General features: G+C 62.5%; 20 protein-coding genes. 15 read left to right on the forward strand and 5 right to left on the reverse strand.

Annotation, left to right across the window (positions count from 1 at the left end):
• Window positions 1-7 precede the first annotated feature (7 nt).
• The 8 genes from B3H47_RS01860 to B3H47_RS01895 all read left to right on the forward strand — a co-directional run bounded on the left by B3H47_RS01860 (window position 8) and on the right by B3H47_RS01895 (window position 7,770).
• On the forward strand, window positions 8-232 hold the full coding sequence (locus B3H47_RS01860) for a cysteine-rich CWC family protein (protein ID WP_286985606.1): 225 nt from the start codon (window positions 8-10) through the stop codon (window positions 230-232).
• Complete coding sequence (gene murI, locus B3H47_RS01865) at window positions 229-1,020, forward strand: glutamate racemase (protein WP_286985607.1); 792 nt, start codon at window positions 229-231, stop codon at window positions 1,018-1,020. The genes B3H47_RS01860 and murI overlap by 4 nt, the downstream gene beginning before the upstream one ends.
• Before the next feature lie 114 nt (window positions 1,021-1,134).
• Entirely contained in the window at window positions 1,135-2,250 is a 1,116-nt protein-coding gene (locus B3H47_RS01870) for an NADH:flavin oxidoreductase/NADH oxidase (protein ID WP_286985609.1), read from the forward strand.
• Between the two features lie 317 nt (window positions 2,251-2,567).
• On the forward strand, window positions 2,568-4,001 hold the full coding sequence (locus B3H47_RS01875; protein ID WP_286985610.1) for a cytochrome c: 1,434 nt from the start codon (window positions 2,568-2,570) through the stop codon (window positions 3,999-4,001).
• Between the two features lies 1 nt (window position 4,002).
• A complete protein-coding gene (locus B3H47_RS01880; RefSeq protein WP_286985612.1) occupies window positions 4,003-5,238 on the forward strand; it encodes a hypothetical protein in 1,236 nt (411 codons plus the stop codon).
• 9 nt (window positions 5,239-5,247) lie between these two features.
• Entirely contained in the window at window positions 5,248-5,637 is a 390-nt protein-coding gene (locus B3H47_RS01885) for a c-type cytochrome (RefSeq protein WP_286985613.1), read from the forward strand.
• A gap of 10 nt (window positions 5,638-5,647) precedes the next feature.
• Window positions 5,648-6,985, forward strand: coding sequence for an NAD(P)/FAD-dependent oxidoreductase (locus tag B3H47_RS01890; protein WP_286985615.1), 1,338 nt, complete (start codon window positions 5,648-5,650; stop codon window positions 6,983-6,985).
• Window positions 6,982-7,770: a c-type cytochrome gene (locus tag B3H47_RS01895; protein WP_286985617.1), complete on the forward strand. Its 789-nt coding sequence runs from the start codon at window positions 6,982-6,984 to the stop codon at window positions 7,768-7,770. Before B3H47_RS01890 ends, B3H47_RS01895 begins: the two co-directional genes overlap by 4 nt.
• A gap of 42 nt (window positions 7,771-7,812) precedes the next feature.
• On the opposite strand, the gene B3H47_RS01900 is transcribed toward B3H47_RS01895, so the two are convergent.
• From B3H47_RS01900 to B3H47_RS01915, 4 genes are all read right to left on the reverse strand, one after another.
• Window positions 7,813-8,817, reverse strand: a complete 1,005-nt coding sequence (locus B3H47_RS01900; protein WP_286985618.1) for a PA2778 family cysteine peptidase — start codon at window positions 8,815-8,817, stop codon at window positions 7,813-7,815.
• 10 nt (window positions 8,818-8,827) lie between these two features.
• Window positions 8,828-9,205 (reverse strand): PA2779 family protein, encoded by a 378-nt coding sequence (locus B3H47_RS01905; protein ID WP_286729952.1) that lies wholly within the window; start codon window positions 9,203-9,205, stop codon window positions 8,828-8,830.
• Between the two features lie 95 nt (window positions 9,206-9,300).
• Window positions 9,301-10,107 carry a sulfite exporter TauE/SafE family protein gene (locus B3H47_RS01910; protein WP_286985623.1) on the reverse strand — a complete coding sequence of 269 codons (807 nt, stop codon included), beginning with the start codon at window positions 10,105-10,107 and terminating at the stop codon, window positions 9,301-9,303.
• Between the two features lie 138 nt (window positions 10,108-10,245).
• A complete protein-coding gene (locus B3H47_RS01915) occupies window positions 10,246-11,535 on the reverse strand; it encodes an NAD(P)/FAD-dependent oxidoreductase (protein WP_013106334.1) in 1,290 nt (429 codons plus the stop codon).
• Between the two features lie 425 nt (window positions 11,536-11,960).
• Between B3H47_RS01915 and B3H47_RS01920 the strand changes: the two genes are divergently transcribed.
• Together B3H47_RS01920 and B3H47_RS01925 are read left to right on the forward strand one after the other, a co-directional pair.
• The gene (locus B3H47_RS01920; RefSeq protein WP_276707144.1) at window positions 11,961-12,470 is read left to right on the forward strand and encodes a YeeE/YedE thiosulfate transporter family protein; all 510 of its coding nucleotides are present in this window, start codon (window positions 11,961-11,963) and stop codon (window positions 12,468-12,470) included.
• On the forward strand, window positions 12,467-13,072 hold the full coding sequence (locus tag B3H47_RS01925) for a YeeE/YedE thiosulfate transporter family protein (RefSeq protein ID WP_286985630.1): 606 nt from the start codon (window positions 12,467-12,469) through the stop codon (window positions 13,070-13,072). Before B3H47_RS01920 ends, B3H47_RS01925 begins: the two co-directional genes overlap by 4 nt.
• Window positions 13,073-13,162: 90 nt before the next feature.
• Here B3H47_RS01925 and B3H47_RS01930 read toward each other — a convergent pair whose 3' ends face one another.
• A complete protein-coding gene (locus B3H47_RS01930; RefSeq protein ID WP_276707147.1) occupies window positions 13,163-13,474 on the reverse strand; it encodes a hypothetical protein in 312 nt (103 codons plus the stop codon).
• Between B3H47_RS01930 and B3H47_RS01935 the strand changes: the two genes are divergently transcribed.
• From B3H47_RS01935 to B3H47_RS01955, 5 genes are all read left to right on the forward strand, one after another.
• Window positions 13,473-14,192 (forward strand): DUF6969 family protein, encoded by a 720-nt coding sequence (locus B3H47_RS01935; RefSeq protein WP_286985639.1) that lies wholly within the window; start codon window positions 13,473-13,475, stop codon window positions 14,190-14,192. The genes B3H47_RS01930 and B3H47_RS01935 overlap by 2 nt on opposite strands.
• 65 nt (window positions 14,193-14,257) lie before the next feature.
• Complete coding sequence (locus B3H47_RS01940) at window positions 14,258-15,244, forward strand: sulfurtransferase (protein WP_013106339.1); 987 nt, start codon at window positions 14,258-14,260, stop codon at window positions 15,242-15,244.
• A gap of 294 nt (window positions 15,245-15,538) precedes the next feature.
• The gene (locus tag B3H47_RS01945) at window positions 15,539-16,156 is read left to right on the forward strand and encodes an XrtA/PEP-CTERM system exopolysaccharide export protein (RefSeq protein WP_286985648.1); all 618 of its coding nucleotides are present in this window, start codon (window positions 15,539-15,541) and stop codon (window positions 16,154-16,156) included.
• A 41-nt stretch (window positions 16,157-16,197) separates the two neighbouring features.
• Window positions 16,198-17,856, forward strand: a complete 1,659-nt coding sequence (locus tag B3H47_RS01950) for a TIGR03016 family PEP-CTERM system-associated outer membrane protein (protein WP_286985652.1) — start codon at window positions 16,198-16,200, stop codon at window positions 17,854-17,856.
• A 9-nt stretch (window positions 17,857-17,865) separates the two neighbouring features.
• Window positions 17,866-20,013 (forward strand): XrtA/PEP-CTERM system-associated ATPase, encoded by a 2,148-nt coding sequence (locus B3H47_RS01955; protein ID WP_286985657.1) that lies wholly within the window; start codon window positions 17,866-17,868, stop codon window positions 20,011-20,013.
• Window positions 20,014-20,058: the final 45 nt, after the last annotated feature.

Genomic DNA, 20,058 nt, shown 5'->3' on the forward strand with positions numbered 1-20,058 from the left:
GCCCTCGATGTCCGCTGACCGCCCCGCCTGCGACCCCGCGCGCTGTCCGCTGTGCGGTCAGCCCAATGCGTGCATGCGGGCCGCGGGGGATGAATCGGCCACTTGCTGGTGCGTCAGCGTGCGCTTTGCGCCGCAAACCCTGGCACGCATTCCGCCCGCGTGCATCGACTTGGCCTGTATCTGCCCGCAATGCGCGGATGCCGAGCCCGCTCAGCCAAGCCGTCGCGCATGAGCCCAACCCCGAAGATCGGCGTCTTCGATTCCGGCGTGGGCGGCCTCACCGTGCTGCGCGCGCTGCGGGCGCAGTTGCCGCAAGCCAGCCTGATCTACGTCGCCGACTCGGCCCACGCGCCCTACGGCGACCGACCTGACGATTTTCTTCAGCAACGAGCACGCCAGATCACCCGCTTTCTGATCGGGCAAGGCGCGCGCCTCATCGTCGTGGCCTGCAACACCGCCACCGCGGCAGCCATCGCCGCTTTGCGCGCGGAATTCGATCTGCCCTTCGTGGGCATCGAGCCCGGCATCAAGCCCGCGCTGGCCCGCAGCGACGCGCGGCGCGTCGGCGTGCTGGCCACCCCGTCCACCCTGCGCAGCGCCAAGTTCCGCGCGTTGTTACACACCCATGCCGGCGCTGCCGAGCCGGTGCTGCAGCCCTGCCCCGGTCTGGCCGATGCGGTGGAGCGTGGCGATCTGCAGGCGCCGCAAGTGCAGCAGTTGATCCGTCAGTTCTGCGCGCCGCTGCGCACTGCCGGTTGCGACACCGTGGTGCTGGGTTGCACGCATTACCCCCTGCTGGCCGAGCAGATTCAGGCCGAACTCGGCCCCCAAGTGCACCTGCTCGACACCGCCGAGCCAGTGGCGCGGCAAGCCGCGCGTCTCTGGCAACAAACAAGCGCACAGAGGCCCGAACTGCCGCAGATCTACACCAATGGCGATCTCGCCGTGCTGCGTCGCATGGCGGATCTTTGCGGGCTGCAAGACGCCGCCATCCATCGCTGGAACGAAGTCGCCGATTGATCGCACCGCCCTGCCCTGCAGAAAACGGCTGACGCGGGGACAATGGAACGAGATGTTTTATTCCACGCCAGCCGCCCGTTGCAGCTGCTTGTCAGATTCTTTCGTTCATTGCCTATGTCGTCTCAACTCTTCTCCCCGTTTTCACTCGGCGCCCTCAGCCTGCGCAACCGCATCGTGGTCAGTCCGATGTGCCAATACAGCGCCGTGGAGGGTAATGCCATGCCCTGGCACCGCGTGCATCTTGGCCAGCTGGCGCAAAGCGGCGCCGGCCTGCTGTTCATCGAGGCCACCGCGGTCGAAGCCATCGGCCGCATCACCCCCGGCTGCCTGGGGCTGTATTCAGCCGACAACGTAGCGGCGCTGCGCGCTGTTCTTGACGAGGTGCGCAGCTTTAGCGACATGCCCATCGGCATTCAACTCGGGCACGCGGGGCGCAAGGCATCGAGCGCACGGCCCTGGGACGGCGGTCAACTCCTACCGGCATCGCAAGGCGGCTGGCCCACCGTGGCCCCTTCCGCGGTGCCGCACGGCGCGCAGGAGGCTGCACCGCAAACGCTGGACGCCAGCGGCCTGGAGCGCATCCGCAACGCCTTCGTCCAAGCCGCGCGACACGCCGCCAGCCTGGGCCTGCAAGCGGTGGAGCTGCACTGCGCGCACGGCTATCTGCTGCACCAGTTTTTGTCGCCGCTGTCCAATCAGCGCGACGACGGCTACGGCGGCAGCCTGACCCAGCGCATGCGCTATCCGCTGGAAGTGTTCGATGCCGTGCGCGCAGCCTTGCCCGCGAGCATTCCGCTGGGCGTGCGGGTCTCGGCAACCGACTGGGTGGAGGGCGGCTGGGATCTGGAGCAAACCCTTGCCTTCGCGCAAGCGCTCAAGGCGCGAGGTTGCGACTGGATCGACGTGTCTTCCGGCGGTTTGTCCCCCAAGCAGCAAATCCCCATCGGCCCCGGCTATCAGGTGCCATTGGCTCAGGCGATGCGAGAGGCGACCGGGCTGCCCACGATGGCCGTTGGCCTCATTACCGAAGCGCAACAGGCCGAAGCCATCGTGGCTGAAGGCCGGGCCGATCTGGTCGCGCTGGCCCGCGCCCTGCTGTGGAATCCGCATTGGCCCTGGCACGCCGCAGCCGCCTTGGGCGCGCAGGTCAAGGTACCGCCGCAATACTGGCGCAGCGAGCCGCGGGACGCCCGCGGCGTGTTTGCCAACGCCGCCATCGGGCAACGCTGAGCTGCGGCCTCGCCTTTGGCGCCCGCGACGGCAGCCCGTCTGCGCGAAATCAAATGAAACCGCGCCGAAAGACACAGACCCCGGCGCGGATCAACGGTCCGCCCCAGCGAACGCAATTCGCGTAAACCCTGAATTTCTGCGACTTGCGGGCTGTTTGTGACCCCAGTCACTCACACATAGATAAACCTGCAAGTCTCAATTTGCAATTTGCGGTAGATCAAATCCCTACTGAGCTCCTCTCTCGATACTCCGACCAGTAACAAAGTGTTGTCTTTTGCAACATTGCGGTGCAGGTCGCACCGAGACTAGGAGTCGAGATGGATTGGGTCGGGCTTTATCCCACTTGGTATGAACCGGGTGTGGGCAGTGGCTGGGTCGTCGGCATCATGGCCACCATTCATGTGCTGGCTTCGCACACTTCGGTGGGCGCGGCCATTTTGTTTGCGTATCTGGCGGTGCTCGCCTACCGGCGCAATCAGCCGCAGTTGCTGGATTACATCCGCAAATACGGCATGTTCCTGCTGGTGTTCTCGTATGTCATCGGCTCAATCACCGGGCCGGGCATCTGGTTCACCACCACTGTGGCCAGTCCGCGCGGCATTTCGGCGCTGATCCACAGCTTTGTGTGGAAATGGGCCACCGAATGGGTGTTTTTCGTCATCGAGGTGGTCGGCGTCTATCTGGTGATCTACCTGGTCGGCCGGGTCGATCAGCGCACGCATATGCGTATCGCCGTGATCTTCGGCATGGCGTCTTACACCACCATGCTCATCATCCTGGGCATCCTGTCGTTCATGATGGTGCCGGGCAAGGAAGTCTGGTTCACTGAAGGGGGCTACCTCAACGGCTTCTACGGCAGCAACACCTTCGCCCAGCTCGCCATGCGCACCGCGTTCATGTTCACTATGACGGCGGTAGTCGGCGGCATCGTCGCGGCGCGCATCACCGATCCGGCGTTCAAGCGTGAGATTTCGCGCAAGCTGGCCTGGCTGGGCATCGTGTCGTCGATCACCGGCGCGGCGCTGTTCCAGTGGTATATCCGCACCCTGCCGGAAACCGCGCATCTGGTGATGGACAACCGCCTGCCGTCCTACTTCCAGCCAGCCATCATCACCGTGCTGCTGGGCATTCTGGCTTACTTCGTGATGACGCTGATTTCCTCGCGCACCCTGGTGGTGTGGGGGGCGTCGGTGGCCACCGTGAGCATTTTGCTGTTCGGGCTGTGGCCGGAGGAAGTGGCGCGCGAGTCCATCCGCAAGCCCTGGGTGGCCGGGCAGTACATCTATTCCAACCAGGTCGTCGGCCGCGATGTGCCGGGCATGAACATCAAGAGCGAAATTCCGCTGCTGGAGACGCACGGCTTTCTCAAGACGCAGGTGTTCGTTCCCAACGAGCTGCGCGTGGTCACGCCGGACAACATGCTCAAAGTGGGCGAGTCACTGGCGCTGACGACCTGCTCCAACTGCCACTCGCTGAGCGATACCGGCATGCGACCGCTGCATCGCTACTTCGGCGGAACGACCAACGTGACCGAGGTTGAAAACTACCTGCGCGGCGCGCTGTCCACCGGGGCCACGCTGTATATGCCGATGATTCCGCTCAAGCCCGAAGAAGCCGAGGCGCTTGCGGTATTCATCGTCAACATGAAGCAGCCGCAGGCCGCCATCGCCCACATCCAGCACAAGGCGGCACTGGCGCAGGCCGACCAAACCGCTGCGCTGCCCGCAACCCTGACCCAAGAGGTGCGCTGACATGAATTCTGAAATGCTCTATGCCCTGCGCGACGTCGCCGGGGTTCCGTCTCACCCCATCGTCTTTCTGGTGCTGGGCGTGCTGACCTTTGCGCTGCACATCGCAGCGGTACAGGTCATGCTCGGCGGCACAGCGCTGGTGCTCGCCAACGCCTTCAGCCGCAACCCCATGCGCCGCCGCCTGGCTGCGGCCATGACCACCACCGCCAAGATCGCCGTCTCGGTGGCCGTGGTGCTCGGCGTGGCACCGCTGCTGTTCGTACAGGTGACCTATGACCCGTTCTGGTACACCAGCAATGTGCTGTCGGCCTGGTGGGTGGTGGGCTTTATCGTGCTGCTCATTGCCGGCTATATGGCGCTGTACTTTTTCTACAGTCGCAACCATCACCTCGACGACCCTCAGCACGACACGCGCTCGGGCTGGAGCTTGGTGGCCGCGCTGGCGCTGTTTCTGGTCGTGGGCTTCATCATGCATGTGCTCACCCAGCAAATGCTCAGCCCCGAGAAGTGGATGAGCTGGTACGCACCGGGCGGGGTGATCGAGCCGCGCGGCCGCACGCTGCACGACTACAACCTGTGGCGCTTCGGCTTTTTCATCGCCCTGGCCGCACCGGTGACGGGGGCTTGGTTGTTCGCCTATCGCCGCTACCTCAGCGCGGGGCAACTGGCCGAGGCGAACTACCTCCAGTGGGTCGGCGCCCTCGCCAGCAAGATGCTCAATGTCGGCGGGGTGATCGCCCTGGTGTTTCTCGGCGGCTGGATGGCTACCCTGCCTGCCAACATCGCCGGGTTTGCCTCCTCGCCCATCGTTCTGCTCAGCGTGGCGTTGCTGCTGCTCACCGTGGCGCTGCCCACGGTGCTCGGCCAGCGCACGCTGCACACCTCGCTCGGCTACGCCCCCTTCGCCCTCGGCGCAGTGGCGCTGATTGCCGTGGCCGCGCTGCGCGAAGTGCTGCGCTGGACGGTGCTCAAGGGCATACACGGCTATGACGTGTTCACCTACCCCGTGCACCTCGACTGGTACAGCAACGTGCTGTTCTTCTCTACCTTCGCCCTCATTGGCGGCAGCACCCTGGCTTACTTTCTCACCATTGCCTGGAAGGTGGGGCAGACGCCCAAGGGTCAGATCTACACCCCATCGGCCGCCATCGACCGCATCGGCACGGTTTCCATGTGGCTGGTGGGCCTCTGGATCGTTCAGTTCTTCGTAGTCGGCTTCGTCGTCTGGGCGCAATAAGGATTTCGTATGCGACTTCAACACCTCACCCTCGTCCTGATCGGGCTCGTGTTCGCCATCGGCCTGCTCGGCGCGAATGCTCCCGCTTTTGCCGCGCCTGCCGCACCCGCAGCGGTCGGCACACCAGCCGCCGCAACCCTGCCGCCCGGGCCCAAAGCACCGCCCAGCGGCGCCGCCATGGCGCAAACCTGCGCCGGTTGCCACGGCACGGACGGACGGCTACACGCCGCCGCCTTCATGCCCCTGGCTGGCATGCCCAAAGCGCAGTTGGCGCAGGCCATGCGCGATTTCCGCGATGGTAAGCGCCCCTCCACGCTGATGGGCCATGTGGCTCAGGGCTTCAGCAATGGCGAAATCGACGCCATCGCCAGCTACTTCGCCGCCGTCAAACCCGAATAAAAGGCACACCATGAACTCTCGTCGTCAATTTCTGCTCGCCAGTGCCACGGCATTGGGCGCTGTTGCCTTCCCCGCCATCGCCCGCGCCGGTCAGGCGTCTGCTCGCATCGTCATCGTCGGCGGTGGCGTGGGTGGCGCCACGGCGGCCAAATACCTCAAGCTGGCCGATCCCAGCCTGCGGGTCACGGTGATCGAAAAAAACCCGGTCTATATCCGCCCTTACGGATCGAGCGAAGTGCTCAACGCGCACGTCACGATGCAAGACCTGCGGGTGAGCTATGACGCGCTGCGGCACAAGCATGGCGTGGCCTTCGTGTTCGATGCCGCCAAAAGCCTCGACCCGGTGAACAAAACCGTCACCACGGCCAGCGGCAAGGTTTTGGGCTACGACAAACTCATCGTCTCGCCCGGCATCAAGCTGCGCTACGACAGCCTGCCCGGCTACAGCGAACAGTTGGCCGACAGCCAAGTGCCCAGCGGCTGGATTGCCGGGGCGCAGACCGCCCTGCTGGCCAAGCAGTTGCAGAGCATGCGCGACGGCGGCACCTTCGTGCTGGCCGCACCGCCCAACCCCTACCGCTGCCCGCCCGGCCCCTACGAGCGCGCCGCGCTGATGACGGAGTGGTTCAGCAAACACAACCCGCGCGCCAAGGTCATCATCGCCGACCCGAAGGACAGCTTCGTCACCGACGAAACCGCCTTGCTCGGCTGGAACCGGCTCTATGGTTTCCAGCCGCCGGCCGAATACCGCACCAAGCTCGCGGCCAAACTCCAGCCCTCCACCCAACCCTGCGCGCTGGAGTGGATTCAGGCCAAGGCCGGCGGCACCCCGCAGCGTCTGGACGCCAAGACCATGACCCTGCACACCGCGGGCGGCGCCATCAAAGCCGACGTGATCAACATCATCCCGGCCATGGTCGCCGGGCAGATCGCCTTCGACTTCGGCCTCACCAACGACAGCGGCTTTTGCCCTGTGCACCGCGCCACGTTTGAATCGACCTTGCACAAAGACGTGTACGTGATCGGCGATTCCAGCATCGCCGATGTCATGCCCAAGTCGGGCTTCTCGGCCAACACCCAGGCCAAATGGGTGGCCCGGGTCATTACCGACGGTCTGGCGGGACGAGACCCCGGCACGCCCGTCTGGGAGAACACCTGCTACGCCCTGGCCGGCAAAGACTACGGTCTGTTCGTCGCCGACGTATTCAAGATCAAGGAAGACGGCAAGATCGGCCGCATCAACAAAGCGCGCTACCTGCCGCTCGATGCCACGCCCGCGCAAATCCGCCTGTCCGCCGTCTATCAGCAAGCCTGGATTCAGGCCTTCACTCAGGACATCTTCGCATGATCACCGCCGCATTCCCCACTGCGTGGCGCACACTCGCCCTGGCCGCCGCGCTTCTCGCCAGCCCGCTGTTTGCCAGCCCGCTTTTCGCCAGCTCCCTTGCGCAAGCCAGCGAACACGGCAAACCCGCGCCCAAGCCCTGGAGCCCCGTCACCCTGCAAACCGCGTTGGGCGATCTGCCCAAAGGCAATGCCGCCGCGGGCAAGGCCGTGCACGATTCCATGATGTGCGCCTCCTGCCACGGCGCCGCTGGCAATGCCGCAACGATGAATTGGCCCAGCGTCGCCGGCCAGCGCTACGACTACACCGCCAAGATGCTGCTCGACTATCGCAGCGGCCTGCGCTCTGAGGACGAACGCGCGGGGCTGATGACCAGCATCGCCCGCCTGATGACCCCGCAACAGATCGCGGATGTCTCCGCCTACTACGCCAGCCTGCCCAAGCCCGTGGCGCCGCAGGCCCAGGCCGCCCTCGCTGCGCCGCTAACCGCCGCAGAGCACAAGCGGGTGGAGCAACTCGTGCGCAAAGGCGATGCCAACCGCCTCATCACCGCCTGCGCGTCGTGCCACGGCCTGCACGGCGAAGGCAAGGGCACGACGCCAGCCATCGCGGGTCAGACGACCGACTACTTCATCCGCACCATGCGCCTGTATCACAACGGCGAGCGTCAAAACGATGTGTACAAAGGCATGAGCCAGTTCAGCCAGCGCCTGAGCGACGCCGATACCTTGCTCATTGCGCGCTACTACGCCAGCCAGGGGCAAAGCCAAACCGCGAAAGCGGATTGACGAGCGGACCGAGCTGGTAATACCGCTCAGGCCGCCGCCGATTCACGGCGCCTGGGTAGGGTCCAGGGCCGCGGCGCGCGCCTTGGCGATTTCAGCCGCCGTGCTGCGATACGCCTCGGGGTGCGGCTGGCCGAGGCGCAATGCGACCTCGATCGCCCCCTGCGCCGCCTTCCAGTCTCCCGCAGCGAGCAAGGCCTGCGCGAGGTTGTTCATGGGATCGCCATCGGAAGGGTTCGCTCTTGCTGCCTCGGCGAAATGAATCGCAGCCCGCGGATAGTCCTTGCGCGCATAAGCCAGATTGCCCAGCCCCATCATGGCAATCCACGCCTTGGGCCAGCGCTTGAGCGCCGCCTCGTAAGCGGTGCGTGCCGCCTCAGGCGCCACGCCTTCGAGCGGGGCCACGGCGCGCAAATACGTCAATTCATCAATTCCAGGCGGAAACTGCCCCGGCTTGACGGCAATGAACGCCCATCTCCCGCCTGCAGCCCAAGACCGATCAAACTGCTCGATGGAAAGCTGCAGATCACGGGCCGTACTGGAACGCAGAGTCACGCGATCGCCCGGCAAGTCATACGCCACCAGCACGGCATAGTGCCAATCGCGCGCACCCAGCCCGACCTTCTGCAGCACCACCACCGGAAAGCCGGCAGCCACCTGCTCGAACACAGCGCCGAGCTTGGGAGGTAGAACCACAGGAATGCGCCCTGCCCGGCGCGACGCCCCGAGCAGATCGAATTGCAGGCTTCCTTCCAGACCCGGCGTGAACACCTGCGGGATCAACTGCTTCGGCGTGGTGCGCACCCCGCTGAAGACCAGCACAGAGGCCAGCGAAGCCGGTCCGCAGTAGTGACTGTCATCCGAAAAAAACGGCACTCCAGCCACAGTCGCAGAAGCTGGCAAGCCAGCGGGCTCATCCACCAAACGCCCCTGCTGAAATTGCAGCGGCGCCGTCGAAAAGACCCCAGGCGGCAAGGCGGCGCAACCGCCCAGCAACAGACTGAGCGCAAGAGTCAGTTGCGATGCGACGCGCAGGCGACGACCCGTCATGCACACCCCATCAAAGCGCTAGCACGACCAGAATCGCCACCAGCAGAATGATCACCATTTCCTGAAAACCGAGCGCGCCTGCGGCCGGCATGCTGTTGATCCTGCCAGCCAGCTGCGCCACTTCGGCATTGCTCAGCGCCGCAAGGCGTTGCTGCGTCACCTCTTGGCTCAACCCCATTTGCTCCAGCTTGGCCTGCACATCGGCCCGCGCCATGAAATGGTCAAGCGTCGACCGATCCGCGGCCAGCGTTGCCGCGTCCTGGCCGGACTGCGGCTGGGTGAGCTGCTGCGTACCAATCAGTTCGGCACGCGCGGCGGGTGCAGCGGCCATCAGACTCACGCCCAATGCAGCCACCAGGAATTGACGGGAAATACGAGAAGGAAACATTCGTCGGCCCTTTCAATAAGTGAAATTTTCCAGACTCAACCGCCCGGAAACTGGGAATGTTGGCAGGCGCTCAAGTTTAATCGCCGCCGCGTCGATTACCCACCGAACGCAATCAATGCGCCGATAAAAATCAGAAAAATCGAGAACACCCGTTTGAGTGCGTCGCCCGAAATGCGATGCGCCACGCGTACCCCATACGGCGCAAGCACCATCGAAGCGACTGCGGTCGCCGCAGCCGCGGGCAAGAAAACGTAGCCAAACGCCCCTGGAGGAAGGGGATGGGCGGGCGCATGAACCGAGATCATGTAACTCAGCGCGCTGGACAGGGCGATGGCCAAGCCGCAAACCGTACTCGTCGCCACCGCCTTGACCGGCTGAACGCCCAGAGCCACCAACAAGGGCACCGTCATCGACCCGCCGCCGATCCCCACGACGGAGGACACAGCCCCGATGCCCACACCTGCCGGCAACAACCAGGGTGAACGCGGAATGTGCTCCTGACCTGGCACTGTCTTTTTGCGTTTACCAGCTGCCATCTGTACCGCCATAACGGCACAGAACCCGGCAATGACATAGCGCAGGGCTGGGCCGCTGAGCATCTGCGCCAAATGCGCTCCGATGAAACCCCCGATCACCATACCTGGCGCCAGCCAGCGCCAACTCGGCCACAGCACGCCGCCGCGTCGGATATGCGCCGTGGCAGAGGAAATAAAGGTGAGCACGATACTGGCCATCGACGTCGCCACGGCCACATGAATGACCTCATCGGCCGGAATGCCCAACGCAGGCAGCGCGAAGCTGAGTGCCGCCACCAGCAGCAAGCCGCCCCCGATGCCCAACAGCCCACCCAGAAAACCCGCAGAGGCTCCGGCCAACAGAAAAATCGCAATGGAAAGCCACATCATCATTTCTCTTCGAGCGCCAATAATCCCTGGCAGCCTAACTGCTCAGGCCGGGTTCTGCCGCAAAGCGACCGCCATAATCCCCACAAAAAAGCCCGCAGACCGTACAGCCTGCGGGCTCGAATGATGCGAGAGGGATCAGTCTTTGCGTTCGGGATGCAGCAGACGCTCCATGCCGATGAGCTTCATCATGTATTTTTCGTAAATCGGCTCGGAGTTGCCCTTCTTCATCTTGCGGATGAAGTATTTTTCAAATGCAATCTTCGCTAGGTGCACCCACTTGCCTTCGCCGAACCAGTTGACGTTGCGCGGCGGAATCTGCGGAATGGCCACGAACGCCGCGCCGGTATTGCCGAAGTCGGCCAGGCAGATGGCCTGCCAGGTGCCGCGGTGCGAGGGTTGTTTGCCCGCGAGTTCCTCCTCGAGGTTGTGCACGATGGCCGTGACCATCGACTCGATCATGTAGCCCGTTTTGGGCACGCCGCAGGCAACCGGCGTCGGGCCGGTCGGTGGAATGGCGATGCACACGCCAGCAGAGTAGATGTTCTTGTATTTCGGGCTGCGCTGATGTTGATCAACGATGACAAAGCCGCGCGGGTTGCACAGCCCCTCCACCGCAGCCACCGCGTCCACACCCTTGAACGCAGGCAACATCATGGAGTGCTTGAACGGCAGTTCATGCTGTTTGACCAGATTGCCCTGCATGTCGAGTTCATCCACGAACATCTTGCCGTCTTCCACCTTGGTGGTCTTGGCATTGGTGATCCAGCGGATGTCATGGCTGCGGAAGGCGCTTTCCATGATGCCCTTGGAGTCACCCACGCCATCCAACCCCAGATGGCCGATGTAGGGCTCGGAAGTCACGTAAGTGATGGGCACCTTGTTGCGGATTTTTTTCTTGCGCAGCGCGGTGTCGAGCACCATGGTGTATTCGTAGGCCGGGCCGAAGCAGCTCGCTCCCGGCATTGCGCCCACAATCACCGGCCCCGGATTGGCCACCAGCTTTTCATAGTCGGCGTAGCACTTTTCAGCATGGTCGATACTGCAGATCGAGTTGGTATACCCGCCGTGCGGGCCGGAACCCGGCACCTCCTCGAAAGACAGCTTCGGCCCGGTGGTGATGATGAGATAGTCGTAGTTCACCTTGGCGCCATCCTGCAGGGTCAAGGTATTGCTCTCCGGCTCGATCTTGGTTACCGACTTGGCGATGAAGTCGATCCCCTTTCGCTCCAGATACGGCTTGATCGCAAAGATCACCTCGTCTCGACTGCGCCAGCCCACGGCCACCCAGGGGTTGGAGGGCACAAACTGGAAATAGTCCACGGCATTGATGACCGTGATCTTGTGTGCTTTGCCGAGCGCTTCACGCGCTTCATAGGCGGCGGGCATGCCGCCAATGCCGGCGCCCAATACAACGATATGTGCCATACCCTGGTCTCCTGATGTGCAAGTGAGTGCCCGAATGCGCTCGGGCGGCGTTCAACAAATTCGGCCCCATCCAGCGGCAAGCGAGGGTTCGACTCCTGCAAAACAGTCAGCCTGTTGGTTGAGGATGAGAACCCGCAGCGGTACTGAACGTCACCGCTTCGCCAGCGAGTCTTTGCCTAGGTATTCAAGCATATCTATACAGCCCCTTTCATCTCGGGGATTCCTGTCACACCCACCAAAAAAGCTTGATTAAACGCAAATTCAATGAGACCGCATCAGTGTTAGTCCTAGTCTGGAAAAACCCTAATACTCCCGGAAGCATAATGAAATCTTTCCTATACTTGATTTGAGACAAGCTGATCGTTCGATCAGCACGCGGCCACACGCACGGATGTCGCCGCATCACCCCTGGAGGAAGCCTACTCATGCGCAATACACCTCGTCCACTCTGGAACCCCTACGTTGCCGGGGTTTTGTTGGGTTTGGGACTACTGGCCACATTTCTTGTCACCGGAAATGGTTATGGCGTGACCGGTGCAACCACCCTGGCGACTGCAGCCGTAGCGGGCAAGGTCGATCCCAATACCGTTGCCGCCCACACCTATCTCCACAATCTGTTTGAAGTCGGTTTGGATCGCTGGGTCGTCTGGGAAGTCGTTGGCTTGGCCATCGGCGGCTTGATTGGCAGCGTATTGGCTGGCCGCTTCAAGCTGCAAATCGACGGCCCCACTCAAGCAGGGCGCAGCCTGCGACTCGTCCTCGCAGTCATTGGCGGCATCGCAGCAGGTTTTGGCGCTCGTCTCGCCTTGGGGTGCACCAGCGGCATGGGACTCTCGGGCTCCGCAACGCTGGCCGCTGCGGGCTTCTTGTTCCTGATCGGATTTTTCATTGCTGGCGCCGTGTTCGGCCAACTCACGAAAGGACTCTGGAAATGAGCTTCCCTCTTGGATACACCGGCCCCGTATCGGGCATTATCCTCGGCCTGATTTTCGGCTACATCCTTGAAAACGCCGGCTTCGGCAGCGGTTGCAAACTCACCGCCCAGTTGCGCTTCAAGGACTGGGCCGTGTTCAAGGTTATGTTCACCGCCATTCTCGTGTCGGCCGGCGGCCTCTATCTGCTGCAAGGCCTTGGCGTGATTGCTGTCGACAATATGTTCGTGCCCTCGGTCTTCCTTTGGGGCAGTTCGCTGGGCGGCGTGCTGATTGGCGTCGGCATGGCCGTCGGCGGTTACTGTCCAGGCACGTCCATCGTGGCCTTGTTCTCCGGCAAGTTGGACGGCTTGATTTTTCTGCTGGGCATCGGCATCGGCACCCTGGGTTTCAACTCCGTGTTCAGTTCCATCGAGGGCTGGGCCTGGAAGCAGGTCGGCCCAGATGGACTGACCTTGCCGCAGTTACTGCACCTTCCTGCCTGGGCTGTCTGGGGTCTGCTGTTCGCCGTGCTCGTAGTTGTGGGCTACCTCACCCGAACCAATGCCTCTGCGCGCAAGACCAGCAACAAATCTTCCGGCTCGTTTGCACCGCAAAACACCTAAATCGCATTGCGCTGTCAGCGCATGGCCCTGCACGCACGTTGATAGTGCGCAGGGCCGCAAGCAGTTGCCCTGGATTTTTTCAACCACTCATCAGGAGTTCCACATGGCTAAAGCCCGCATCAAACTCTCGCAAGCCCTTCCCGCCCTGGCCCTTGCTGCGGCTGTAATCGCGCCCATGCCGCAGGCCCTGTCTAGCCTGTCCGCCACCGGCGTTGCGCAGGCTGCGAGCAATCCCTGCGCACCAAGCAATCCTTGCGCTCCGTCCAAGAAAATGGACAAAAAAATGGAAAAGAAGAGCAGCAATCCTTGCGCTCCTTCCAAGAGTAGCAATCCTTGCGCTCCGTCCAAATAAGCTGACTTGAACACATGGCGCAGTCTCTGCACTGCGTCATGTTTATCCATGCTCCAGTCCTCTTCCCTGTTGTCTGGCCACGCGCCCAAAGGTCGACGCTTTACCGCCGATCTGCTGCGGGCATTGCCTCCGCAAGAGCGAAGCGATCTGTATGCCTACGGTCTCAAGGCGCTTGAAGCCACGCAGTCGCTGCTGCAACAGGGCAAAACGGTGATCTCCGAAATCATTGGAAATGCCGCGTATGTCGAGTGGGAGCACTATCCGCAGCGCGATGCAAAAAGCCGCACCGGGGCTTTGTTTTATTACCACGCCCATGCAGCGAACCAACGAATGTCGGCAGAGCATGGTCACTTCCATGTCTTTGCACCCAACGACCGTGCCGAGTGCCCGTCCGACCAGCGCTACACCCACATCGCGGGCTTGTCGGTCGATGCGCGCGGCATGCCATTGCGCGTGTTCACGACCAATCAATGGGTCACGGCCGAATGCTGGGAAGATGCCGAGCGCGTCTGCACCCTGGCGCGCCAGACCACGCTCAAAGATGCCAAGCCGCACAGGGTCGGACAGTGGCTGGATGCCGTGTTCGCCTTTTTTCGACCGCAGATCGATCTGATCGCCCACATGCGCGACGCGCGCGTCAAGGCGCTGCAGGCGCGGGGGCGCACCCAGTTGCTCGAAGACCGACGCACGCATATCCTGAGCCAGTGCCGTATTGATTTTTCGACGCAGATTTTTGCGTTGGAGGAGTTGGGCGCAGATGCGCCCTGAGTAGGTAGAGGCGGGCGGGTACACGCCCTGAAATGCAGTTACACCAATCCAAACGAGGAGCCAACATGAAACTGAAACACCTGATCGGCATGAGCATCATCGCTGTAGCCGCGGCGCAAACCGCCGGCGCAGCCACGCTGCCCGGCCCGCTGGTCACCCCCCAATGGCTGAATGCCAATAAAGACGCGGTCACCATCATCGACATCCGTGACGAGCCCAAGACCTTCACCGAAGCGCCGAAATTCGAGGTCGACCCCAAGACCAAGGTCAAGACCCTGGTGAAAACCGGCGGGCACATCGAAGGCGCCATTCCGGTGGATTTTGGCAAGATCCGCCAGGAGCGCACGGTGGACGGCGTCAAGATCAAGGCCCAGCTGCCGACCGCCGAGTACTTCACCAAGGTCATGGACGACTCGGGCCTGAATAAGACCGACAAGCCCATCGTGATCGTGCCCACCGGCGAGAGCGTCGACTCCATGGACATGGCCACCCGCCTGTACTTCCAGCTGCGCTACTTCGGTGAGCCGCGCGACAAACTCGCCATCCTCAACGGCGGGGTCAACGCCTGGATTCAGGCCGGCTATCCCGTCTCGACCGATAAGGTAACGCCGACCAAGGGCAACTGGGCCGCCGGCGCTGAAGACAAGGCCATTCTGGCCTCGATGCAGCAAGTCAAGGAAGGTCTGCAAGGGGGCAAGGATCAGTTCATCGATGCCCGCCCGACTGCCCAGTTCCTGGGCATTGTGAAAAAGCCGATCAACAAGACCGCCGGTCACCTGCCGGGTGCGCGCTCCTTCCCGACTGACGCCATCGTTAAGCCGGTTGGCGCCGCGCATGAATTCATGAGCGCCGACGATTACAAGAAGATCTACGCCGAGTTCAATATCCAGCCCGACGCGCAGACCATCACCTACTGCAACACCGGCCACCTGGCCTCTGGTGCCTGGTTCGTCTCCCACGAGATTCTGGGCAACAAGAACTCCAAGCTCTACACCGGCTCGATGATCGAGTGGACCAACCTCGGCAATCCGACGGTCGGCCTGCCACAGTAAAGCAAAGCAGCAGCCAGCCGCCCTGTGCGGCTGTCACGACGACGCCCGGGCCTGCCCCGGGCGTCGTCGTTTTAATCCCCCGCGTTCGGGCGGGATAAACAGCTTGGTGGATTCGCCCCCCTCTCAGCGCAGTGCGCCCATTCGAGGGGGATGCCCGTGATTCTCGAGGCAGACGTGAGATATTTCACAGGCAAACTCACCACAAAACCGATCAAATGAGGGCTTGAACCTCCTACACTGCCCATCCACAATTTCGCCATTTTCATCCTTTCTCCGACATTACAGAGGTCGAGCATGTTGATCCGCAATTCCCGATTCAGTCTTTGGCGCATGGCCGCAGCCTCTATGGCAGCCCTCCTGCTTGGCGCCTGCGCCGCGAACAACTACCCGCCCGCGCCGGAAAAAATCACCCAGGGCGCCTATCACTACAAGGTGGGCGCCGGCGACACACTCAATATCAACGTCTGGCGTAACCCGGATTTGTCTATGTCCATCCAGGTTCGCCCGGACGGCAGAATCTCCACTCCGCTGGCGCCCGACGTTCAGGCGGCCGGCAAGACGCCGGGTGAAATTGCCGAAGAAATCAAGGACAAGTTGTCCAAGTATGTCCGCGATCCGGTGGTGTCCGTGGTCGTGACCGGGTTTCATGGACCGTACAGCCAGCAGATCCGTATCGTCGGTCAGGCCGTGCGCCCAATCGCCATTCCGTACCGCGAAAACATGACCTTGCTCGATGTAATGATCGCCGCCGGTGGCCTGACCGAGTTTGCCGATGGCAATGCCGCCGTGCTGGAGCGCCATGGCAAAACCTACAGCATCAAGCTGGGCAACCTGCTCAAGCGCGGTGAAATGTCGGCCAATGTCCCGGTGGAGCCGGGCGATGTCATCATCATCCCGCAGAGCATGTTCTGACCTTGCCTGCCCTTTCATTCACCCCATCCGAATCCCGCCCCATGCAGACCTCTAGCCGCAAAGTCTTGTTCGCGCTGACCCCGCTGGCCTTTTGTCTTCTGCAGGCGGGATCGGCTTGTGCGCAAGCCATTCCCGGGCTCAATCTCGCCGTGCCCGGCGGTGGGGCACTGCCTCAGCAGCTCGAAGGCGGCGAAACGCAGGGTGGGCTGCTGACACCGCTGGGAACGGCCAGTGCACCGCTCCCAGCGCGCGGCAACTTCGTCCAGCCCTCTGTGGGCATGTCGGTCGTGCAGACCAGCAATGTCTATTTCGGCTCGAACAACCCCGCGCGCTCCGACACCATCGTGAGCGTCACCCCGGGCATTGCGTTTCAAACCCTCGGGCCCGACTTGCGCACTTTCGGCAACTTTGCGCTCAATGCCCAGTATTACGCTCGCAGTAGCTACAGCAACACGGTCCTGCCCTCCGGCACTTTGGGCCTGAATGCCAGGCTGGTCGATCAATGGCTGTATTTCGATGCCGGCATCAACTCGCAACAAAACGCGTTGCTCACCATCCCGGCCCAATCCACCGGCACCGCGACCTACACCACCACCCAGTACAGCCTCAGCCCATACATCGACCATCGTTTCAACGATGACCTCCGGTTGCGGGCGCGCAGCGAAAACGTCTGGACCCGCATCAGCGGCAATCAAACCGGCGCCGCTTTGAGCAACGGTCGCTATGGGAAGCAGAGCATCCGCCTGGATCGACGTCCCACACCCCTGGGCTGGGGCCTCGATGCCAAGCAAGAGGAAACGGTTTACACCGACAGCGGATCGCTTGCCGTGCGAGACGAAATCGCGCGTGCCCGGGTTCTTTATGCCTTCACGCCGCATTTTGAAGGCGGACTGATTGGCGGCTATGAGCATTACTCCACGGGCTATGCCAGCTTGGGCCACAGCATCTACGGCGTGCAGCTCAACTGGCGACCCAATGTCTTCACCCGCTTCGACGGCGTGATGGAGCGGCGGTTTTTCGGCACGGGCTGGGATATAAGCGCCTCGCAGCAGATTCAGCGCCTGAGTCTGCGCCTGAACTGGAACCGGGCGCCCTCGTCCTACCTCGCTTCGCTGCAGACCATTCCGTCGGGGGTGAGTTTGTCCACCCTGCTGGGTGGCATGCTCGCCTCGCAGTACCCCGACCCTGCCGCTCGTGCGCAGGCGGTGCAAAACCTGCTGGCCGTCACCGGTCTGCCCGCCACCCTGCCCAACGCTGTCAACTATTACACCCAGTCGGCCACCCTGCAAGACACCCTGACCTTGACCGGGGTCTTGCTCGCGCAGCGCAACAGTTACACCGTCTCGGTGTTTCACACCAAAACGCAAGACCTGATCCTGCCCGGCTCACCCCCTTTGAACAATCTGCTGCTCGCCTCGGCTGACTATGTTCAAAACGGTATCGGCCTGAGCTACGGACGGCGCCTCACCCCGGTGATGAGTCTGAACGTCGGCCTGCTGCGTGCTTTGAGCACAGGGTTTGGTCCCAATGAAGGGGTCAGCACCCGCCAGACCACATTCATCGTGCAACTCAGTCGGCGCCTTTCCCCGCAGACCATCCTGGTTCTCGGCGCACGCAGGCAACTGCTCGATACCGCCAATAGCGGCATCCTCAGCGCAAACGAATCGGCGGTTTATGCCGGTGTCACCCATCAGTTTTGAATCAGGCTCATGTACGCAGCGCACTTCGGCCTGAGCGCCCCCCCCTTCCAGCTCAACCCAGACCCCAGCTTTCTGTTCGAGAGCAAGGGACACAACTACGCCCACCAATATCTGCGCTTTGGCGCGATGCAGGGCGAAGGGTTCATCATCGTCACGGGAGAAATCGGCGCGGGCAAAACCACCCTGGTGCGCGCGCTTCTCAATGAGCTTGATCCAACCAAGGTCGCCGCGGCCCAGATCGTCAGCACGCAACTCGAAGCCGAAGATTTACTGCGCGCGGTGGCCAACGCCTTTGGCGTGCCGTCCAAAAACGCGTCCAAGGCCGAGTTGCTGGCCGCGCTCGAAGCGCATTTCACCACCCTGATGCTGCAGAACCGTCGTGCCCTGCTGGTCATCGACGAAGCGCAGAACCTGAATGCGGCGGCCATTGAAGAGTTGCGCATGTTGTCTAACTTCCAGTATGGCAACCGTGCGCTGCTGCAAAGCTATCTCGTCGGGCAACCTGAACTGCGCGAGGTGTTGCGCGCACCCAATCTGGAACAACTGCGCCAGCGCATCATCGCCAGTTGCCACATCGGCCCGATGGACTCGGACGAAACCCGCGCCTACATCATCCACCGCCTCAAGCGAGTCGGCTGGACGGGGCGGCCGCAATTCGATGATGCCGCTTTCGCTTCGGTGCACGACTGGACGGGCGGGTTGCCGCGGCGCATCAATATGTTGTGCAACCGCCTGCTGCTCTCGGCCTTTCTCGACAACACCGACCAGATCGACGCTGCGCGCGTCGACACCGTGGCCCGCGAAATTCGCGAGGAGATCGGCGGCCTGCTGCGCCCTGCCGATCCAACCGAGCCGCAGGCCCCCACCATCACCGCGCCGGTACAGCGAACCGCTCCCACCGCACCTGAGCCGCCCCTCCAGACGGACACCGCTTCGAGTCTGCCCGTTTTGCGCGATGTCGCCGAAGCCCTCACCCGCGCACCTGCGCCACCCAAACCGGGCGAGCCCGGCCCGCTGCTCTGCATCGCCCAAACCCTGGAAGATCGCATCGCACTGCACCCGCTGATGCAAAAAATGCGGGCCTATTCCGGCTTGCCCCAACCCGTGCTGGTCGGGCTGGAACAACTGTCTTCTTCCGCCATCGCCAACGACCCGGCACTGGCCGAAATCGATCTCGCCCTGCTGCCTGACGCGCAGGATGAGCGGCCCAGTCTTGCGGTCTGGGTGAACTGGCTCGATCAGATTTTCACCACCTACCGACCCGCCGCGGTGCTCACGTTCGCAGACAGCGATGCCGCCCTTGCGGCCGGCCTGATGGCCCAGCGCCAAAAGATCTCGCACGCGCACATTGAGTCCGGCCTGCGTCATGGTCAGCGTGCCGATGGGCAAGAAATCGACCGCATCGTCATTGATCAACTGACCGATCTGCATCTGACCCTGGGGACAGGCTGCGCCGATACGCTGACGCATGACGGCAATCCTCCCGCATCCATTCGTGTCGTGGGCAACCTGCGGATCGATGCCGTCGTGCAGGGCCTGGCCAGTGCACCAGACCCCAAGCTGTTCGCCACGGAAATCGGGGTGCCCAAGACCTATCTCTCCAACCCCCAGGGCTATGCGCTGCTAATGCTCGAAGACGCCGAATGGGCCACATCGCGCGACAAGATGATCGACATGCTGGCCAACGCCAAGCGCCTGAGCCGCATTCTTCCTGTCATCTGGCCGATGCCGACCGCCCTGCACAGCCGCCTGCTGCAATACGGTTTGGGCAACTCCCTGCGAGGTTCGCGCGTGGCCTGCGTGCCCGAACAGCCTTTCGGGCAGACGCTGGCCCTGCTCAGCAAGGCCACCTGCCTGTTGACAGACCGCGCCAATCTGCAGGATGCCAGCTCCTATCTCGCCATCCCCTGCCTGACCCTGCAAGACTACTGCGCCCGCACCCAAACCCTCAAGCAGGGCAGCAACCAGCTCGTCGGACGAGATTTTCGTCGCATCTTCCAGGCCATGGGTGACATTCTGGAAGGCGACAAAAAAGCCCGTCCCAACCCGTTCGAGGACGATGGCAAAGCCTCCGAGCGCATCGCTCAGGCGCTTGAAACCTGGCTGATGACACAGTGGGAAAACCAGGTGCTCGAAACCCTGGAGACCCAGGCATGACGCACATAACGCCACGAGTCCACAGTCGCACTTCACTCTGAAAAG

This window comes from Thiomonas sp. UBA7699, from assembly GCF_002482605.1.
In the GTDB taxonomy this organism is placed as follows: Bacteria; Pseudomonadota; Gammaproteobacteria; order Burkholderiales; family Burkholderiaceae_C; genus Thiomonas; species Thiomonas arsenitoxydans.

Excerpts from the sequence above, each read along its gene's own strand:
- B3H47_RS01860 (WP_286985606.1), top strand. The coding sequence starts at position 8 with ATGTCCGCTGACCGCCCCGCCTGCGACCCCGCGCGCTGTCCGCTGTGC.
- murI (WP_286985607.1), top strand. The coding sequence starts at position 229 with ATGAGCCCAACCCCGAAGATCGGCGTCTTCGATTCCGGCGTGGGCGGC.
- B3H47_RS01870 (WP_286985609.1), top strand. The coding sequence starts at position 1,135 with ATGTCGTCTCAACTCTTCTCCCCGTTTTCACTCGGCGCCCTCAGCCTG.
- B3H47_RS01875 (WP_286985610.1), top strand. The coding sequence starts at position 2,568 with ATGGATTGGGTCGGGCTTTATCCCACTTGGTATGAACCGGGTGTGGGC.
- B3H47_RS01880 (WP_286985612.1), top strand. The coding sequence starts at position 4,003 with ATGAATTCTGAAATGCTCTATGCCCTGCGCGACGTCGCCGGGGTTCCG.
- B3H47_RS01885 (WP_286985613.1), top strand. The coding sequence starts at position 5,248 with ATGCGACTTCAACACCTCACCCTCGTCCTGATCGGGCTCGTGTTCGCC.
- B3H47_RS01890 (WP_286985615.1), top strand. The coding sequence starts at position 5,648 with ATGAACTCTCGTCGTCAATTTCTGCTCGCCAGTGCCACGGCATTGGGC.
- B3H47_RS01895 (WP_286985617.1), top strand. The coding sequence starts at position 6,982 with ATGATCACCGCCGCATTCCCCACTGCGTGGCGCACACTCGCCCTGGCC.
- B3H47_RS01900 (WP_286985618.1), bottom strand. The coding sequence starts at position 8,817 with ATGACGGGTCGTCGCCTGCGCGTCGCATCGCAACTGACTCTTGCGCTC.
- B3H47_RS01905 (WP_286729952.1), bottom strand. The coding sequence starts at position 9,205 with ATGTTTCCTTCTCGTATTTCCCGTCAATTCCTGGTGGCTGCATTGGGC.
- B3H47_RS01910 (WP_286985623.1), bottom strand. The coding sequence starts at position 10,107 with ATGTGGCTTTCCATTGCGATTTTTCTGTTGGCCGGAGCCTCTGCGGGT.
- B3H47_RS01915 (WP_013106334.1), bottom strand. The coding sequence starts at position 11,535 with ATGGCACATATCGTTGTATTGGGCGCCGGCATTGGCGGCATGCCCGCC.
- B3H47_RS01920 (WP_276707144.1), top strand. The coding sequence starts at position 11,961 with ATGCGCAATACACCTCGTCCACTCTGGAACCCCTACGTTGCCGGGGTT.
- B3H47_RS01925 (WP_286985630.1), top strand. The coding sequence starts at position 12,467 with ATGAGCTTCCCTCTTGGATACACCGGCCCCGTATCGGGCATTATCCTC.
- B3H47_RS01935 (WP_286985639.1), top strand. The coding sequence starts at position 13,473 with ATGCTCCAGTCCTCTTCCCTGTTGTCTGGCCACGCGCCCAAAGGTCGA.
- B3H47_RS01930 (WP_276707147.1), bottom strand. The coding sequence starts at position 13,474 with ATGGATAAACATGACGCAGTGCAGAGACTGCGCCATGTGTTCAAGTCA.
- B3H47_RS01940 (WP_013106339.1), top strand. The coding sequence starts at position 14,258 with ATGAAACTGAAACACCTGATCGGCATGAGCATCATCGCTGTAGCCGCG.
- B3H47_RS01945 (WP_286985648.1), top strand. The coding sequence starts at position 15,539 with ATGTTGATCCGCAATTCCCGATTCAGTCTTTGGCGCATGGCCGCAGCC.
- B3H47_RS01950 (WP_286985652.1), top strand. The coding sequence starts at position 16,198 with ATGCAGACCTCTAGCCGCAAAGTCTTGTTCGCGCTGACCCCGCTGGCC.
- B3H47_RS01955 (WP_286985657.1), top strand. The coding sequence starts at position 17,866 with ATGTACGCAGCGCACTTCGGCCTGAGCGCCCCCCCCTTCCAGCTCAAC.